The organism is Vibrio sp. 10N.286.49.B3 (assembly GCF_002873395.1).
Classification (GTDB): Bacteria; Pseudomonadota; Gammaproteobacteria; order Enterobacterales; family Vibrionaceae; genus Vibrio.
This window is the reverse complement of record NZ_MCUV01000001.1, coordinates 490,230-505,276: the sequence shown is the minus strand read 5'-3', so window position 1 is coordinate 505,276 and position 15,047 is coordinate 490,230. Positions and strand designations below refer to the sequence as shown.

Below are 15,047 nucleotides of genomic sequence, written 5' to 3'. Positions count from 1 at the left end.
GGTAAAAATAACGCATTGAATTTACTATCTAATTGATTATTTATTTAAGGTTAGTAGAAGTTAGGGATACTATTTCAATTTGAGCTGTGATTAGAGAAAGTTTATTTATAAGAACAAATTACTCAACAAGATGAAAACTAGCACTATTCTGATTAAGATAAAAAATAAGAGAGCCAAATGCTCCCTTATTTTAATAAAGTCGGATAATTAAATCGGCTCAATAAGTAAAATAATGCCATTAAAACCGACAATTTTCACTTGAGTGCCTGCTTTTAAGTCTTGATCGCATTGCGCAGCCCAAGTGGTATCCGCAACTTTGAGGCGTGTGTTTCCTGCGATCATATCTTGTTCTAAGATAGCGGTTTGACCGATCATCTGCTTTTGCTTCTGATTAAGATCGCGTAATTGGTCATCTTTTTTGTCTTGGCTAAATTGTTTACGCCACCATAGCCAAGTCGTTATTAAACAAAAACTGCCAAAGGCAATCCACTGCATTTGCCAACTGAGCGGTAAAAGAGCCAGTATGACACCAACAATTAGGGCTGAAATACCAAGCCATAAAAAATACCCAGCAGTTCCAAGCAGTTCAGTGGCTAAGAGTAGTAGCCCAAAGGCAAGCCAGTGCCAGTGGTTAATGCTATTTAAGAGATCAAATAACATAGGCATTAATCTTTTTGGTCATGTTTGAACATTTCAGCAATACCTGCAACCGATCCCATTAAACCCGTTGCCTCAAGAGGTAGCATGATGATTTTACCATTTTCAGCTTGCCCAATACTCTTTATCGCTTCGGTATAGCCCTGTGCAATAAAGTAATTTACCGCTTGCATATCACCTTCGGCTATCGCTTTTGAAACCATTTCAGTTGCGCGTGCTTCGGCTTCTGCCGCTCTCTCTCGCGCTTCTGCTTGTAAGATCGCTGCTTGCTTATCACCTTCAGCTCTTAGGATCTCAGATTGCTTATGACCTTCGGCTTTTAAAATTTCAGCTTGGCGGATCCCTTCGGCTTCTAATACATCGGCACGCTTATTTCGCTCAGCTTTCATTTGTGCATTCATCGCTGCAGTGAGATCGGCAGGTGGTTGCACATCTTTGATTTCGATACGGGTAACTTTAACGCCCCACGGGTTCGTCGCTTGATCGACAATCGTTAACAGTTTCGTGTTGATCATGTCACGCTGGCTGAGCATTTCATCTAGTTCCATCGAACCAAGAACCGTTCGAATATTGGTTAGCGTTAAGTTGCGAATGGCATGCTCTAAATCGTTAACTTCATACGCTGCTTTTGCAGCATCAATAACTTGGATAAAACAGACCGCATCAATGACGACATTGGCGTTGTCCTTTGATATGACCTCTTGCGCTGGAATATCCATCACGCGTTCCATCATGCTAATACGCGAGCCTACTTTATCGATAAAAGGAATAATCAGATTCAGTCCAGGTTTTAATGTTTGGGTATAGCGACCAAAGCGTTCGATTGTCCAGTTGTTCCCTTGAGGGACCGTTTTAACGCCAGCAACGATAAATACGATTGCCACGATAATAAAACCACCGACTGTTGCGAGAATATCAATATTCATTTTTATTCCTTTTTATAGATACATAGACAGGTTTACTTATTAACTGCATAAAAAACTCAGCCAAGTTACTGATGACAACTGGCTGAGTTAATATTATAGCTTTATTGTGATGAATTAATGTGTGCTGATTAATAAAGTAATGAGTACAGGCGTTTGCGGTATTGGCCAGCAAGTGCATTACCTTGACCAAGAGCACTTAATATATCCATAAAGAGCTTTTTCATATCGCCATCTAATGCATTGAGGTTTTTGCTGAGTAGAGTCCAAAGTAGGGCAAGAGCTTCTTCATCTCTATTGACTTGGTGATATTGGAGTGCAAGATCGGTAACCACTCGTTCATCACTGGCATTAACTTGATATTGTGCTTCTAACGCTTGAATCTCAGGGCTATTTGCTGCTTGGTTATGTAACTCAAGCTTAGCCAGTAACCCTTTGTAGTAATTGTCTTGATACTCTAATGGTATGGTTTGAAGAACCGAGGCAGCACTATCAAATTGTTGAGTTTCTAATAAACAATCTGCCATTGCTAATTTAACTTCCCCTTTTGCTTTTATATCATCAGGTAGGGTAGTGAAGAGCGCTAGTGCCTGAGCGTGTTCATTGTTTTGTAAGTGCTCTAGAGCTTGTTTTAGCGTGACTTCATCTTGGCTCGGTAGGTGCTTCATTAACATTTCATTGATTGCCTCAAGAGATTGTGCGCCTCCCATTCCATCAACAGCTTGACCATTAATAAATAATGCAATGGTCGGCAAAGCTTGCACACCAAACTGACTTGCAATTGCTTGCTCTTGTTCGCAGTTTAATAGCGCTAAAGTAAAGCTACCTTGATGCTGTTGAGCAAGCGTTTGTAATTGCGGAATAATTTGCGCACTTTCTGGGTTCATTGGTGCCCAAAAATGGATAAGAACCGGCGTTTGCATCGAACTTTCAAGAATTTGGCGAAAGTTTTGTTCGTTAAGTTCAACAATATTGGCAGCTTGCATGATGGTATCCTTGTTCACTGGGGAGCGCCCCATGACCTTATTTAGTGTTATAGCTTAATAGATGAGGGAGGGTTGGTATAATATCAAGGTCGAACAAAAAACATCATGAATAGTTTCACTTACTCATGATGTTTTGCCGAGATTTGCAGGGTGGTGTAGACACAGGTTATTCAAAATAAAATAAAAAGAGTTAAAACAATGCTTACACCAATTAAATTTAATTGATTTAATGACATAGATGTTCCACAAGGTGCTTATATTTATGGCGCTAGGGGATAGACACCAGCTATTTGATTTTTACTATGTCATAGCTATGTTACGGAAAAATTACATTGCAACCATTTTAAGGCATTTGTTTGTGGTGATGCTCAATAAGGTTTTTTAAAGCAGGTTGAATTCGTGAATAACTAAAATCAAAGCCGAGTTCGGTTAGTTTTTTCGGTTTAGCGCGTATGCTATCAAATAATAAGCAACTCGCTTCACCAAGGAGAGCATTCATAATCCACTTAGGTGTATAAAATAAATGTGGTCGATGCAATGCTTTTGCGAGTGTCTGGCTAAATTCTCTATTACTTACAGGGTGAGGTGCACACAAGTTAAATTCACCTTGCGCATGGTCGGTTTCTAATAAGTGGATAATACCACGCACCATATCAAGTATATGAATCCACGGAATATATTGTTGACCAGAACCTATTGGTCCACCAAGCCCTAATTTATACGGTAAGATCATTTTATCGAGCGCACCACCACCTAAACCTAGTACGACCCCCGTTCTTATTAAACAGATACGGGTAGAATCAGATTGAGCTCGTTTAGCAATATTTTCCCACTTAGCACACACTTCATGCGTAAAGCTATTGTGGTGTACTTGCAAACTTTCATCAAAAGGGTGGGCTTGCTGATCGCCATAAAAACCAACGGCTGAGCCACTAATAAAAACACTTGGTGGTTTGGTACTGGCATGGATCAATGCAACGATTTGCTCTGTTATTTCCCAGCGGCTTTGACATATTTTGTTCTTTTGTTGTTTTGTCCAGCGTTTGGTTGCAATGGGTTCGCCAGCTAAATTTATTACTGCATCAAAACCATTAAGATCGCTAAGGGTATCAAGTGAAGTTACATAATGAATATTACCAAGATCGGTATGATTAAGTTTTTGCTTGGCTAACTTAACCTCTCTCGTTAGTAACACAACCTGATGAGTCGTCATACTTTTAAGTAGCTCAGAGCCTATAAAACCAGTCCCTCCAGTAAGCAATATCTTCATGCAACCTCCTTATTTGAATATAGTTAGTATAGTCGCCTCGACGATAATACCAATCTATAGTTTTACCTAAGCACAATGATGTTATGACGTTTGCTTGATGATTAAATAACATAAGCATCAGTGCTGAAGTGGCAATATCAGAGCTAGATCACACCTTTAGATAACTTCATCTACAATGCTTAGATGAGATGGAGAAGCAAAGGTCAACCTATGTCATCAGTTTTGGCTTTTTTAAAAGCAATGCTCGGGAGTTTAAGAGACTTAATGCCAATTATTATGGTCATTATTTTCTTCCAATTAGTAGTACTGCAGCAACCACTGCCTCACATCATGTCCGTTTTAGTTGGGCTAGTACTCGTCGTTGTCGGGTTAACTTTTTTTATCTTTGGCTTGGATATGGGGCTGTTTCCTATTGGTGAGTCAATGGCACAAGCTTTTTCTCGTAAAGGCAGTATTGTCGGGCTGTTGAGCTTTGCTTTCTGTTTAGGTTTTGGCACGACCATGGCTGAACCCGCGCTAACTGCTGTTGCTGCTGAGGCGTCACAAGTGGCTGCTGAAGGAGGAATGATTGTGAATAGTGAGCAAGAGATGGAGGAGTATGCGAATGGTCTGCGCTTGACCGTTGCATTGTCTGTGGGCATTGCCATTGTTGTTGGTGTGCTACGCATCTTAAAAGGTTGGCCCATCCATTACATGATTATAGGGGGCTATATCGGTGTAGTGGCGCTCACGTTCTTTGCCCCACAAAGCATTATTGGAATAGCTTATGATTCCGGCGGGGTGACGACATCAACAATAACAGTGCCACTTGTTGCCGCGCTAGGAATTGGTCTTGCTTCATCAATTAAAGGTCGCAACCCAATGATTGATGGTTTTGGTCTTATCGCTTTTGCTTCCTTGTTGCCGATGATGTTCGTGATGCTGTATGGGATATGGTTATCATGATCACCTTAAGTGATTTTTTGACCAGCTTACTAAGCACTGTGCGGGATATTACTCCCATAGTGGTCATTTTATTTGGTTTTCAAGTTGGTGTATTACGTAAACCAGTGAGTCACTTACCGCGAGTGATTCTTGGTTTTGTTTATGTCACTTTAGGTTTGTCTTTATTTCTTCTTGGGCTTGAGTTAGCGCTGTTTCCTTTAGGTGAAATGATGGCTGAACAGCTAACCGCTCCAGAGTTTCTACATCGCTTTAAACTAAGCGTAGGTGAGCAACTGGCTTGGTTTGATTACTATTGGGTCTACTTATTTGCTTTTTGTATTGGCTTTAGTACGACGATCGCTGAGCCTTCATTAATTGCGGTTGCTTTAAAAGCTAATCAAGTTTCAGGAGGCAGTATTAGTGCGACTGGCTTACGAATTGCCGTTGCATTTGGGGTCGCAGGGGGCATCTCCTTGGGCAGCTATCGAATTGTGGTTGGCGATCCTATTCATTACTACATCATTGTGGGCTATCTAATTGTGGTTTGTCAGACCTTTTATGCTCCAAAGCAGATTATTCCGTTAGCGTATGATTCAGGGGGCGTTACTACATCTACAGTGACCGTTCCGCTGGTGGCTGCGCTGGGTTTAGGGCTAGCTTCAACCGTTCCAGGTCGCAATCCAATGCTTGATGGCTTTGGTCTGATTGCTTTTGCTAGCTTGTGCCCAATTATTTCGGTGCTGGGTTACGCTCAACTAACACAATGGATGGTTAAACGTTCGACTAAAAAGGAGAATAAAGATGCGCTTTAAACTAATTTTAGCTTTTGTTGAGGATGCCAAAACGGATGCAGTGTTAGATGCCGCACGAGAGGCTGGCGCGACAGGAGCAACAGTAATAACCAATGCCCGTGGACAAGGCATGAATCAAAAACGCACTTTTTTTGGCTTAACGCTTGAGGTTCAAAAAGATGTACTGCTATTTGTGGTTGAAGAACATTTATCTCGGCATATATTGGAAAAAATTAGTGATGTTGGGGAGTTTGATAGTCAGTCTGGGCAAGGAATAGCAGTTCAAATTGATATTGAAGATGCGGTTGGCGTCGCTCATCAAGTTGCAGAGCTAACCAAAATTGTTGAGGATGAACTATGAGTCATTATGCGCAAGTGAAAGTAAAGGAAGTCATGAGTAATACTTATGTCATGGTAGATGGCCTTACCTCGGTTGAAGAGGGGATTCAGTTAGCTAAAAAGCATCAAGTTAAAGCTATTATCGTCAATAAACGGCACTCGGAAGATGAGTACGGAATTGTTTTGATGAATGATATCGCCAAGAAAGTATTAGCTAAAAATCGTTCACCTCAACGAACCAATATTTATGAAATAATGACAAAGCCAGCATTATCTGTTGCGCCAGAGATGAATGTAAAATATTGTGCTCGCTTGTTTGAGCATTTTGGTATCAGTCGTGCGCCGGTTATTGATGATGGTACGGTTATTGGCATCGTTAGTTATAACAATATTGTGCTAAATGGTATGGCAGTTGATGACGCATTCGCGAACTAAACGTACAATCAAGAGTGCCATTTGATAAGAAGAAAGGATATACGGTGAAACTGTTTTTTGCATCTGACATACATGGTTCATTAGTCGCGGCTGAAAAGGTGATTGAGCTTTACTTACATTCAAAAGCGGATCATTTAATCTTGCTTGGTGATCTTTTGAATCATGGACCGAGAAATCCGATACCTGAAGGTTATGATCCTGCTGGTGTTGCCCAATTATTGAATCAATATAGTGAGCAGATTATCGCCGTCAGAGGTAACTGTGATAGTGAAGTGGATCAAATGCTTCTATCGTTTCCTATGATGAGTGATTACGCGTGGATTTTACTGGAAAGCGGGCATAAATTATTTTTAACGCACGGTCATTTATATACGGAACAAACACGACCTTCATTAGGTGAAAAGGGTATTTTAGTCCACGGTCATACTCATATCCCTGTTGCTCATTTTCAAGAAAATAACAATGTCTTTAACCCAGGTTCTGTCACTTTTCCGCGTGAAGGTTACCCAGCGAGTTATGCCATTCTAGAAGATAATCACTATGCGGTTTTCTCTCTAGAGCAAAAGATAATTTGTCAGGTATCATTATAAAAAAAGCTGAAGATTAATAATAATCGCGTTTAGATTTATGGTGTGATGAAAAGGCTTACCTATGGAGTACAGAGTAAGCCTTTTTAGGTTTAATTGGAAAACAGTACAGTAGAGCCATGACTTAGACTGGTAAGCAGTAATGTTTTTGAATCGATGATATCTATTCGACGGCTTAACTCAGAGTCCAACTTAAAGACTTGAGTGATAACCTTTAACTGCTGAGAAGTAAACTCACGGCTTGTAGTCGATGATGAATCGGAAAATGCTGTCGGCGATACCAATAGGTAATTATCGCTAATATCCCAATTACCAGTTTCTGAGATATTGATAATATTCTTTCCTAGCTCATTATTGCCAAATACGTGGATAGATGAGATACGAATATACGTGCTATTAGGTAAATATTTTACATTCGATGTCACGACCACTTTACTTAATGGACCTAATATATCTTCCTGCTCATCACTAAGAAGAATAGTAACCATGCGTGAGTGCCACTCATTAGCTGTGAGCATTTGTTCTATTTTTAGATCACTTCCCCAGTATAACCAGCTAGTAAGTATCGCGGAGATAACTAGTAATAGAGATGCAAATTTAAGTTTCATTATTTTTAGCCTTTATTACAAATTATCACAGATATTATTACGATTTTTAGGGTCAGTATAAATACGAACAGAAACGTTTTCATATGCATAATCAGATGAATGGATATAGTTTAAAACTAGACGATTATTTTGCCCACCGGTGGCAATGACCTCTATCGGCTTAAGTTCGTCAGTGTGCACTTTATTGTACTTTTGAATACAATCTTCAATCCTTGGCATCCAACTATTTAAGTCAGGATGGTTCATCGGTGTTTTGACTTTTATACCATCGACAATATCAATTTCATCAAATACAGTGGGTGCCAGATTAGCTGAATTCATCACATAAAAAGGTAAAGCTACACTCAAGAAGCATAAAAAGAAGGTCAATGCCGTCATTTTCCATGAAGCTTGAAGATCTTGCTTAGCTTCAATGTGCGAGGATGTTACCGCAGTTAAAGCCTCTTCTTTATTGGTTAAATCGTCGCTCTTTTCCGTTAGAATCACTGCTTCATTATGAGAGAATGGTTCGATAACGTCTTCTTGCGCTTCATTTGATGATAAAGGCATTGAGCGTTCAACACTGGCTATCATTTGATAGCCGCGTTTTGGTACTGTTTTGACAAAAGCTGGCGATTTCGTAGAATCTTTTAGCATTTTACGCAGAGTTGAGATCGCTTGAGTTAGGCTTGAATCATCGACCTCAAAGCCTTGATCTCGCCAAACAAACTCATGCAGTTCATTACGGGTAATGACTTCATTGGGTCTCTCTGACAACATTAATAAAATACGGCTTTCATTGCTGCCTAGGCGGATTATCTCTTCATTATCAGCCGTTTGATCGACTAAAGAATTGTTATTAGGATCAAAAACAAATCGCTGTGCGAGGATAAATTTAGTACCAATATTGCTCATTAAATTCTTCTTTGTAGTGTCATGGGCGGTCAATAGTCTAAATTCTTGCCTTTCAATCCGTTGTTGAGCAAAAACGGCATCATTTTATTTTATTTTATGTATTTGTGCATCAGGATAATCAAAATAAATAAAAAAAAGAGTGCTTTTATTACTTTTGACCTTGAATTTGCTGCTGGCATCCTCATTTCTATATCAAAGTTGTTCAACATGATTAAGCCTTGTTAGTCATGTTAAAGCGTTAATTCGATGGAGTTCAAATGAGCGAAACAGTAATGAATAATAAAGAAACCCGTGGTTTTCAATCGGAAGTAAAGCAATTACTTCATTTAATGATCCATTCTTTGTACTCAAACAAAGAGATTTTCTTACGCGAGTTGATCTCAAATGCTTCAGATGCCTCAGACAAATTACGTTTTCAGGCACTATCATCGCCAGATTTATATCAAGGTGATGCCGATCTAGGTGTTAAATTATCTTTTAGTGCTGAAACGAATACATTAACCATTTCTGATAACGGTATCGGGATGAACCGTGAAGATGTGATTGAACATCTTGGTACTATCGCAAAATCAGGCACTGCAGATTTCTTCTCTAAATTATCTGATGACCAGAGCAAAGACTCACAGCTTATTGGCCAGTTTGGTGTTGGTTTTTATTCAGCATTTATTGTTGCTGACGCTGTAACTGTACGCACTCGTGCTGCAGGCCTTAATGCTGACGAAGCCGTACAATGGCACTCTGAAGGTGAAGGTGATTACACCATCGAGAACGTGACCAAAGCTTCTCGAGGTACTGACATTATTTTGCATATGCGTGAAGAAGGAAAAGAGTTCCTTTCTGAGTGGCGCTTACGTGATGTAATCAGCAAATATTCAGATCACATTGGTATTCCTGTCTCTATTTTAACTGCTGTTAAAGATGACGAAGGCAAAGATACGGAAGAGACACACTGGGAGCAAATTAATAAAGCTCAAGCGCTATGGACACGTAATAAATCAGAAATAACAGCGGAAGAATATCAAGAGTTTTATAAGCATGTATCGCATGACTTTACTGACGCTTTAACTTGGAGCCATAACCGAGTTGAAGGTAAAAATGATTACACTAGTTTGTTATACATCCCAGCAAAAGCACCTTGGGATATGATGAACCGTGATCATAAGAGTGGTTTAAAACTGTATGTTCAACGTGTCTTCATTATGGATGATGCACAGCAATTTATGCCGTCTTACTTACGTTTTGTACGCGGCTTAATTGATTCAAATGATCTTCCTTTGAATGTGTCACGCGAAATTTTACAAGATAACAAAGTAACTCAATCACTGCGCAGCGCTTGTACTAAACGTGTGCTTACTATGCTAGAACGCATGGCGAAAAATGATCATGATAAGTACTTATCTTTCTGGAAAGAATTTGGCCTAGTGCTAAAAGAAGGTCCTGCGGAAGATATGGCAAACAAAGAGAAAATTGCTGGTCTATTACGTTTTTCTTCAACAGAGAAAGAGTCAGCAGAGCAAACCGTGAGTCTTGCTGCTTATGTTGAGCGCATGAAAGAAGACCAAGAAAAAATCTACTTCTTGACGGCAGATAGCTACGCAGCCGCGAAAAACAGCCCGCACTTAGAGCAATTTAAGGCGAAAGGCATTGAAGTTGTGCTGATGTTTGATCGTTTAGATGAATGGTTGATGAACTACTTAACAGAGTTCGATGGTAAGCAGTTCCAGTCGATCACTAAAGCGGGCTTAGATCTTAGCAAGTTTGAAGATGAAGCGGAAAAAGAGAAGCAAAAAGAGACAGAAGAAGAGTTCAAATCGGTTATTGAGCGTACTCAGTCTTACCTAGGTGAGCGTGTAAAAGAAGTACGTACTACCTTTAAGCTAGCGACAACCCCAGCGGTCGTTGTTACTGATGACTTTGAAATGGGCACGCAAATGGCGAAGCTATTAGAAGCGGCTGGCCAGGCGGCGCCTGAAGTTAAGTATATCTTTGAGATTAACCCAGAGCACGCATTGGTTAAGCGTATGGCAGATGAAGCGGACGAAGAAGCTTTTGGTCGCTGGGTTGAGGTATTGCTTGGTCAAGCAATGTTAGCAGAAAAAGGAACGATGGAAGATTCCACTCAATTCTTAACTTCTATCAATGCTCTACTTGTTAAAGCGTAAGAATCGTTAAATTGGTATGATTACAAGCTCACTTCGGTGAGCTTTTTATCGACATAGATTATTGTGCTTATAGGTATCAGCTGACTCAGTTTGGTTTTATTTATTGTCATACTATTAGCGTCTTTTCTCGTACTCTTTAAGAGTAGAAATGATCTAATGTTTCAAATTTATGGTAGAATCTAGCCCGAATCGAATATGAGCAATTCAATATGGCTTATATATAAACGGTTATACCGAAACTTATCGTTTAGCTTTTACTTTTATCGTTTTTATATTCGACAAGCAGTGAGCTTCGGTATAAATCATCATTTTCAAAGAGGATTAAACATGCGCATCATTCTTCTGGGTGCTCCAGGTGCTGGTAAAGGTACTCAAGCTCAGTTCATCATGGAAACATTTGGTATTCCACAAATCTCTACTGGTGACATGCTACGTGCTGCAATTAAAGCTGGTACAGAAATGGGTAAGCAGGCGAAAGCAGTTATTGATGCTGGTAAATTAGTATCGGATGACATCATCTTAGGTCTAATTAAAGAGCGTATTGCACAAGATGATTGTGAAAAAGGCTTCCTACTAGACGGCTTCCCACGCACTATTCCTCAAGCTGATGGCTTAAAAGAGATGGGTGTTGAAGTTGATTACGTTGTTGAATTCGATGTTGCTGATAGCGTGATTGTTGAGCGTATGGCTGGTCGTCGTGCTCATCTTCCTTCAGGTCGTACTTACCATGTTACTTTCAACCCGCCTCAAGTTGAAGGTAAAGATGACGTAACAGGTGAAGACCTTGTTGTACGTGATGATGATAAAGAAGAAACCGTTCTTGCTCGTTTAGGTGTTTACCATGAGCAGACTGCACCTCTAATCGCTTACTACTCTAAAGAAGCTGAAACAGCAAAAACTCAGTACCTAAAATTTGATGGTACTAAGCAAGTTGCAGAAGTAAGTGCAGAGTTGCGTGAAGCACTAGCGTAATTTATAGAATTGAACTAACTCAGGTTAGTAAAATTTGATATATTAAAACGACCGTTATCGGTCGTTTTTTTTATGCTATTAGGAATTATTACGTCATGGAAGTGAGTCAAAAACAAGGTGTATTAGTGGTGAATTTGGGCACTCCTGACGCCCCAAATGCACCAGCAATCAAGCGTTTTCTCAGTGAGTTTCTGCATGATCATCGTGTGGTTAACTTAAGTCGCTGGCTGTGGTGTCCATTACTACATGGTGTGATTTTACCTATTCGTGCCCCGAAAGTTGCGAAATTATATAAGAGTGTTTGGCTTGAAGGTGGATCGCCATTACTGGTTTATTCACAGCGTCAAGTCGTCAAATTACGAAAGCAGCTAGATTGCCCTGTAGAACTAGGAATGACTTATGGTAATCCTAGTTTAAAATCTGGCATTGAAAAGTTAATAGAACAAGGGGTGGAAGAAGTTATTGTACTTCCCTTATATCCTCAGTATTCTGGTACGACAACAGCAGCTGTTTCGGACGGTTTAACTAAAGCTTTTAAACAGATGCCTGTGCTTCCGGCTTATCGTTTTATTCGTGATTATTATCAGCACCCATTGTATATCCAAGCATTAGCATCTAGCGTTCGTGCTCATTGGCAACAACATGGTCAAGGTGATTATTTATTATGCTCTTATCATGGCATCCCAAAGCGTTTAGCTGATGAGGGCGATATTTACCCTCAACATTGTGAAAAAACGACAGAGCTACTAGCAAATGAATTAGGATTAACAGTCGATCAAATTGGTATGACTTACCAATCCCGCTTTGGTCGTGAAGAGTGGTTAACACCATATACCGATAAAACACTTGAGAAGCTTCCTGGGCAAGGTGTGAAGAATATTCATGTTATTGCCCCTGCTTTTTCAGTGGACTGTTTAGAAACATTAGAAGAGATCTCCGATCAGTGTAAAGCGTTATTTATTGAGGCTGGTGGCGAGTCATTTCACTATATACCTTGTCTTAACGATGATGATTTGCATATTGATATGATGGCGGATCTCGTGACAAGATAATTAGTTTCGAAGATTTAAATTATAGTTTTTTGCTCAGAAGTAAGGGTAGATAATGAAGCGTTGGTATTTATTATATTGTAAACGAGGTGATCAGCCTCGTGCGAAAATGCATCTAGAAAACCAAGGTATAGAGTGCTATTACCCACAAATTCAAATAGAAAAAATAGTTAGAAAGAAAAAGAAGATGGTTGCAGAGCCACTTTTTCCCTCTTATATGTTTATCCATTTTGATTTTGAGCAAGGTCCTAGCTTTACCACCATTCGATCCACTCGTGGTGTCTCAGACTTTATTCGTATGGGACCGCACCCAAAGGTGTTAGAAGGCAGTTTGATTTATGAGCTTAAATGTCTTGAAGAAGAGATGGCCACTGATCAGCAAGCGTTAGCTGCTGAATCTAGCGCAGAAGTATCGCTGAAAAAAGGTGATAAAGTACAACTTAGCAGTGGTCAATTTGCTGGTATTGATGCTATCTATCAAGAGAGTAGTGGCGAGAATCGTTCTATTATGCTTATTCAAATGATCAATAGACCCGTTGCTGTAACCGTCGACAATAGTCATTTTCAGTAAAATAAACAGATAAAAAAAATCCCTCAGCGGCTGAAAATCTTTAAAGTAAGGATTAAAAGCTCTGGGGGATTTTTTTGATCAATATGTTGCGCTAGATATCAGCGCAACATGTTGATTTTAATTATGCATCATAAGCGTCGTTGTGCACGGTTTGAACAGCACGACCTGATGGGTCAACGCAGTTTTTGAATGATTCATCCCACTCAATCGCTTTTGCTGAAGAACAGGCAACAGATGGTCCACCAGGAACACACTCAGCAGCCGATGGAAGAGGGAATAGCTCTTCAAAGATCTCTCGGTATGAGTAACCTTCTTTTGTTGTCGGAGTGTTGTATGGGAAGCGGAATGCCGCCGTTTCCATTTGCTGATCCGTTACTTTTGCTTCGGCTGTTGCTTTTAGTGTATCAATCCACTCATAGCCAACGCCATCTGAGAACTGCTCTTTTTGACGCCATGCAATAGAAGCTGGTAGGTAATCCTCAAAACACTCACGTAGAATATGTTTTTCCATCTTACCATTGCCACACATCTTATCTTCAGGATTTAAGCGCATTGCGACATCAATAAACTCTTTATCTAAGAAAGGAACACGACCTTCTACACCCCAAGCGGCAAGTGATTTGTTGGCACGCGCACAGTCAAACATGTTTAAAGCGAGTAACTTACGTACTGTCTCTTCATGGAATTCTTGAGCATTCGGCGCTTTGTGGAAGTATAAGTAACCACCAAATATTTCATCTGCACCTTCACCAGAAAGTACCATTTTGATGCCCATCGCTTTAATTTTACGAGCTAATAAGTACATTGGCGTTGATGCACGAATCGTAGTGACATCATAGGTTTCGATATGGTAGATAACATCACGAATAGCATCCAAACCTTCTTGGATTGTGTAGGTCATCTCGTGGTGAACTGTACCGATTTGTTCTGCTACTTCACGTGCCGCTTTTAGATCCGGTGCATTTTCAAGACCAACCGCAAATGAGTGCAGTTGAGGCCACCAAGCTTCTGACTGATCATTATCTTCAATACGTAGTGCAGCATAACGCTTAGCGACAGCAGAAGTAATAGAAGAATCTAAGCCGCCCGATAGAAGTACACCATAAGGAACATCGGTCATTAGTTGACGTTTAACCGCATCTTCTAAAGCTTGAGTTAGCTCTTCTTTGCTTGTGCTATTCCCTTGTACTGCAGCATATTCGTTCCAGTCACGAGTGTAGTAACGTTGTGGTTCACTGTCACCAGAGCGGTAGAAGCTGCCTGGTGGGAACTCACTGACTGTTTTACAAACTGATACTAACGCTTTCATTTCAGAAGCAACGTAGTAGTTACCATGTTCATCATGACCTTGGTATAAAGGAATAATACCGATATGGTCACGACCAACTAAGTAGTGATCTTTTTCTTCATCATAAAGAACAAAAGCAAAGATACCGTTGAGTTCTTCTAGAAGCTCATCACCCATCTCTTGGTAAAGCGCTAAAATAACTTCACAGTCTGAGTCTGTTTGGAATTGGTACTTGTCTTCTAAACGAGCACGAATTTCTTTGTGATTATAAATCTCACCATTCACCGCTAGGATGTGTTTTTTATCTTGGCTATATAATGGTTGAGCACCACTATTTAGACCTACGATAGCTAAACGCTCATGAGCTAAAATGGCTTTTTCAGAAGAATAGATACCAGACCAATCAGGACCACGATGACGAAGCTTTTTCGACATCTCTAGCGCGATAGGGCGTAGTGCAGCAGAGTCACTCTTAATGTCTAGGATGCCAAAGATAGAACACATACAAATTCCTTTTCAATAATTAAAATGAGATTGACTTCAATTTGCCATGATCGCTAAAAAAAGCAACCATCAATGATGAAAAAAATG

General features: G+C 40.0%; 16 protein-coding genes. 9 read left to right on the top strand and 7 right to left on the bottom strand.

All coding sequences use genetic code 11. The annotated features are described in order from the left end of the window. Nucleotides 1-207: 207 nt before the first annotated feature. The 4 genes from BCU68_RS02195 to BCU68_RS02180 all read right to left on the bottom strand — a co-directional run bounded on the left by BCU68_RS02195 (nt 208) and on the right by BCU68_RS02180 (nt 3,836). Nucleotides 208-660, bottom strand: coding sequence for an NfeD family protein (locus BCU68_RS02195; protein ID WP_102563142.1), 453 nt, complete (start codon nt 658-660; stop codon nt 208-210). A gap of 5 nt (nt 661-665) precedes the next feature. Continuing rightward, entirely contained in the window at nt 666-1,583 is a 918-nt protein-coding gene (locus tag BCU68_RS02190) for an SPFH domain-containing protein (protein WP_102563141.1), read from the bottom strand. A gap of 128 nt (nt 1,584-1,711) precedes the next feature. Next, nucleotides 1,712-2,566 carry a co-chaperone YbbN gene (locus BCU68_RS02185; protein WP_102563140.1) on the bottom strand — a complete coding sequence of 285 codons (855 nt, stop codon included), beginning with the start codon at nt 2,564-2,566 and terminating at the stop codon, nt 1,712-1,714. Nucleotides 2,567-2,909: 343 nt separating this feature from the next. After that, complete coding sequence (locus BCU68_RS02180; protein ID WP_102563139.1) at nt 2,910-3,836, bottom strand: TIGR01777 family oxidoreductase; 927 nt, start codon at nt 3,834-3,836, stop codon at nt 2,910-2,912. 210 nt (nt 3,837-4,046) lie between these two features. Between BCU68_RS02180 and BCU68_RS02175 the strand changes: the two genes are divergently transcribed. The 5 genes from BCU68_RS02175 to yfcE are packed head-to-tail and all read left to right on the top strand — an operon-like array spanning nt 4,047 to nt 6,915. Then, nucleotides 4,047-4,781: a DUF1538 domain-containing protein gene (locus tag BCU68_RS02175; protein ID WP_102563138.1), complete on the top strand. Its 735-nt coding sequence runs from the start codon at nt 4,047-4,049 to the stop codon at nt 4,779-4,781. Next, nucleotides 4,778-5,572 carry a DUF1538 domain-containing protein gene (locus tag BCU68_RS02170; RefSeq protein ID WP_102563137.1) on the top strand — a complete coding sequence of 265 codons (795 nt, stop codon included), beginning with the start codon at nt 4,778-4,780 and terminating at the stop codon, nt 5,570-5,572. The genes BCU68_RS02175 and BCU68_RS02170 overlap by 4 nt, the downstream gene beginning before the upstream one ends. Next, the gene (locus BCU68_RS02165) at nt 5,562-5,912 is read left to right on the top strand and encodes a P-II family nitrogen regulator (RefSeq protein WP_102563136.1); all 351 of its coding nucleotides are present in this window, start codon (nt 5,562-5,564) and stop codon (nt 5,910-5,912) included. Before BCU68_RS02170 ends, BCU68_RS02165 begins: the two co-directional genes overlap by 11 nt. Continuing rightward, nucleotides 5,909-6,325 (top strand): CBS domain-containing protein, encoded by a 417-nt coding sequence (locus BCU68_RS02160; RefSeq protein WP_102563135.1) that lies wholly within the window; start codon nt 5,909-5,911, stop codon nt 6,323-6,325. The genes BCU68_RS02165 and BCU68_RS02160 overlap by 4 nt, the downstream gene beginning before the upstream one ends. A 44-nt stretch (nt 6,326-6,369) precedes the next feature. Then, the gene (gene yfcE / locus BCU68_RS02155; RefSeq protein WP_102563134.1) at nt 6,370-6,915 is read left to right on the top strand and encodes a phosphodiesterase; all 546 of its coding nucleotides are present in this window, start codon (nt 6,370-6,372) and stop codon (nt 6,913-6,915) included. Nucleotides 6,916-7,004: 89 nt separating this feature from the next. Here the strand turns inward: yfcE and BCU68_RS02150 are convergent, their stop codons facing one another. Further along, nucleotides 7,005-7,520 carry a regulatory protein ToxS gene (locus BCU68_RS02150; RefSeq protein ID WP_102563133.1) on the bottom strand — a complete coding sequence of 172 codons (516 nt, stop codon included), beginning with the start codon at nt 7,518-7,520 and terminating at the stop codon, nt 7,005-7,007. A 15-nt stretch (nt 7,521-7,535) separates the two neighbouring features. Continuing rightward, nucleotides 7,536-8,414 (bottom strand): transcriptional regulator, encoded by an 879-nt coding sequence (locus tag BCU68_RS02145; protein WP_102563132.1) that lies wholly within the window; start codon nt 8,412-8,414, stop codon nt 7,536-7,538. A 257-nt stretch (nt 8,415-8,671) separates the two neighbouring features. Between BCU68_RS02145 and htpG the strand changes: the two genes are divergently transcribed. From htpG to rfaH, 4 genes are all read left to right on the top strand, one after another. Further along, nucleotides 8,672-10,576 (top strand): molecular chaperone HtpG, encoded by a 1,905-nt coding sequence (htpG, locus tag BCU68_RS02140; protein WP_102563131.1) that lies wholly within the window; start codon nt 8,672-8,674, stop codon nt 10,574-10,576. Nucleotides 10,577-10,903: 327 nt separating this feature from the next. Beyond that, nucleotides 10,904-11,548, top strand: a complete 645-nt coding sequence (adk, locus tag BCU68_RS02135; protein WP_102563130.1) for an adenylate kinase — start codon at nt 10,904-10,906, stop codon at nt 11,546-11,548. Between the two features lie 95 nt (nt 11,549-11,643). Then, a complete protein-coding gene (gene hemH, locus BCU68_RS02130) occupies nt 11,644-12,600 on the top strand; it encodes a ferrochelatase (protein ID WP_102563129.1) in 957 nt (318 codons plus the stop codon). Nucleotides 12,601-12,652: 52 nt separating this feature from the next. Then, on the top strand, nt 12,653-13,168 hold the full coding sequence (gene rfaH / locus BCU68_RS02125; RefSeq protein WP_102563128.1) for a transcription/translation regulatory transformer protein RfaH: 516 nt from the start codon (nt 12,653-12,655) through the stop codon (nt 13,166-13,168). 121 nt (nt 13,169-13,289) lie between these two features. Here the strand turns inward: rfaH and asnB are convergent, their stop codons facing one another. Then, the gene (asnB, locus tag BCU68_RS02120) at nt 13,290-14,960 is read right to left on the bottom strand and encodes an asparagine synthase B (protein WP_102563127.1); all 1,671 of its coding nucleotides are present in this window, start codon (nt 14,958-14,960) and stop codon (nt 13,290-13,292) included. Nucleotides 14,961-15,047: the final 87 nt, after the last annotated feature.

Coding starts and splice junctions, on each gene's coding strand:
- BCU68_RS02195 (WP_102563142.1), bottom strand. CDS start 660: ATGTTATTTGATCTCTTAAATAGCATTAACCACTGGCACTGGCTTGCC.
- BCU68_RS02190 (WP_102563141.1), bottom strand. CDS start 1,583: ATGAATATTGATATTCTCGCAACAGTCGGTGGTTTTATTATCGTGGCA.
- BCU68_RS02185 (WP_102563140.1), bottom strand. CDS start 2,566: ATGCAAGCTGCCAATATTGTTGAACTTAACGAACAAAACTTTCGCCAA.
- BCU68_RS02180 (WP_102563139.1), bottom strand. CDS start 3,836: ATGAAGATATTGCTTACTGGAGGGACTGGTTTTATAGGCTCTGAGCTA.
- BCU68_RS02175 (WP_102563138.1), top strand. CDS start 4,047: ATGTCATCAGTTTTGGCTTTTTTAAAAGCAATGCTCGGGAGTTTAAGA.
- BCU68_RS02170 (WP_102563137.1), top strand. CDS start 4,778: ATGATCACCTTAAGTGATTTTTTGACCAGCTTACTAAGCACTGTGCGG.
- BCU68_RS02165 (WP_102563136.1), top strand. CDS start 5,562: ATGCGCTTTAAACTAATTTTAGCTTTTGTTGAGGATGCCAAAACGGAT.
- BCU68_RS02160 (WP_102563135.1), top strand. CDS start 5,909: ATGAGTCATTATGCGCAAGTGAAAGTAAAGGAAGTCATGAGTAATACT.
- BCU68_RS02150 (WP_102563133.1), bottom strand. CDS start 7,520: ATGAAACTTAAATTTGCATCTCTATTACTAGTTATCTCCGCGATACTT.
- BCU68_RS02145 (WP_102563132.1), bottom strand. CDS start 8,414: ATGAGCAATATTGGTACTAAATTTATCCTCGCACAGCGATTTGTTTTT.
- htpG (WP_102563131.1), top strand. CDS start 8,672: ATGAGCGAAACAGTAATGAATAATAAAGAAACCCGTGGTTTTCAATCG.
- adk (WP_102563130.1), top strand. CDS start 10,904: ATGCGCATCATTCTTCTGGGTGCTCCAGGTGCTGGTAAAGGTACTCAA.
- hemH (WP_102563129.1), top strand. CDS start 11,644: ATGGAAGTGAGTCAAAAACAAGGTGTATTAGTGGTGAATTTGGGCACT.
- rfaH (WP_102563128.1), top strand. CDS start 12,653: ATGAAGCGTTGGTATTTATTATATTGTAAACGAGGTGATCAGCCTCGT.
- asnB (WP_102563127.1), bottom strand. CDS start 14,960: ATGTGTTCTATCTTTGGCATCCTAGACATTAAGAGTGACTCTGCTGCA.